The sequence below is a fragment of the Bacillus songklensis genome, from assembly GCF_042649685.1.
GTDB classification, from domain to species: Bacteria; Bacillota; Bacilli; order Bacillales; family Bacillaceae_H; genus Bacillus_BA; species Bacillus_BA songklensis.
Window position 1 is genome coordinate 1 of the sequence record NZ_JBHRZT010000019.1, and the last position, 1,704, is coordinate 1,704.

At 38.5% G+C, this 1,704-nt stretch carries 1 protein-coding gene, 1 tRNA gene and 1 pseudogene; all 3 read left to right on the top strand.

Going from position 1 to position 1,704, the window contains the following annotated elements; all coding sequences use genetic code 11:
* Positions 1 to 263: pseudogene (locus tag ACFOU2_RS03005) on the top strand (transcriptional regulator); the annotation flags it as partial.
* A gap of 1,033 nt (positions 264 to 1,296) precedes the next feature.
* Positions 1,297 to 1,503, top strand: coding sequence for a ribbon-helix-helix protein, CopG family (locus ACFOU2_RS03010; RefSeq protein WP_377912058.1), 207 nt, complete (start codon positions 1,297 to 1,299; stop codon positions 1,501 to 1,503).
* Positions 1,504 to 1,604: 101 nt separating this feature from the next.
* A tRNA-Val gene (locus tag ACFOU2_RS03015) sits at positions 1,605 to 1,680 on the top strand.
* The last annotated feature ends 24 nt before the right edge of the window (positions 1,681 to 1,704 follow it).

Below are 1,704 nucleotides of genomic sequence, written 5' to 3' on the forward strand. Positions count from 1 at the left end.
CAAAGGAAATCTATCGTTTATGGGGAAAAGTCCGTCTAGCGCACAAAATAAGCCGTCTAGACACACCTGTAGAGGAGTTATTGTCTCTTGTCATCCAAACCTTTAAAGGATCGGTCTTTGCCTATAAACAAAAACGAGTAAAAAAAGCCTTTACCGGGTACTTCTTCGGAAGCTTACGCAATGTGTTTGCAGCTGAAAAGCGACGAGAAGTCTTTAACAGCCATCCGACCCATCCACTTTTCTATAATTTCTTGAAAGCATAAGCCCATCTTAAGATGGATCAACAAAGCTTAAGCTTTGTTTGATATGCAATGATATTGCATTAAATGTTTAAATATGTGTTTTAACATGTGTTTAAATATGTTTCTTATGACACATATTTAAACACAATAAACTTATTAAAAAACGGGTAATAAATGAGCAATAAACGGGGTAGCTCCCTTACTCCATTTATTAACTGCTAATACTTGAGCTATTAGGGTTTTTCCTATCCCACGATCATTTGATATTTATGTGCTCAGACGGAGGACCGGTCCCAGGCAAACCGTCACGGCCTTCCATCCTTCCATTCCGTGACGGTTTGCCTGGGACCTTAGATAAATAACCTAGGTACGGAAGGCAATGGAAAATAGAAGGTGTGGGATAGATGAAGATAGGGATGGAAGAGGATGAGTGAGGGAGTAGTGTAAGGGATAAGAAGAAGTTTGTACAAATGTTTTAAGTATTTTTTAGTTGTTGGAATGTATTTTATATTAGATTGATTAATATAGGGTTTAAAACGAAGTCTGAGGGCTTGGACGAGGATAGAAAAAACGTCGAGAAATAACGAACGGTCATGTAGCATACATATAGATAAGACCGCCTTATAGACTCCAGAGTAATGGGCGATCTTTGCTATGGATATTCCACTTTTTTGATACTTTAACTTTGCATAAAACCCCACTTTTTTATGCATCTCCGGACGCGCTTCAGCGCACTTAAACGTTGATTCATCAACGATGTATAAAATCCTGCATAAACGATAAAAACGGACGACGTGAAAACCTTTGGGCACCAAGGGTTTTGATTTTTGCTCACTTCCTCTAAAACATGATTATGTAAACTAGTTTTGTATAGAGTATACAAGAAAAACAAACTAACCATTTTTGTAAAATCTTAATATCACTTTTAAAAAGGTTAGGTACCCAAAAGACACCCAACCTCTTAAAAATGGGTACCTTTTGGGTACCCATTTTTAAGAGGAGAAGACCTTTTTCATCTCGAACTTTTAAAAGAAAAAGATAGGAGGAGAAGAGAATGCCTAACCAACCAACTAATTCGGCTTATGTGTCTCAGCATCGAAAGAGAATGACCTTAAAGATGAAGAAAGAATCGATGCGCTTATTGGATGAATTAGCTAGGAGTATGAAATGTAGTCGAACGGCTGCTATTGAAGAGTGTATTCAGTTTGTGCATGAAAGGTGGGTAGAGAAAAGAAGAGACGAATCAGGGAGCGTTTTATAATTATGTTTAAGAACAATAATTTTCACTTCAAAACTTCGCGGATGTTGACTTCTGCGAAGTTTTGAAGTAAGATATTATCTTGTCGTCAGTAAAACGACAATGGAGGATTAGCTCAGCTGGGAGAGCACCTGCCTTACAAGCAGGGGGTCGGCGGTTCGATCCCGTCATCCTCCACCATTATATTGGGCTATAGCCAAGCGG

What these genes read in the sequence shown, in the direction of transcription:
- ACFOU2_RS03010 (WP_377912058.1), top strand. Translation starts at nt 1,297, where the DNA reads ATGCCTAACCAACCAACTAATTCGGCTTATGTGTCTCAGCATCGAAAG.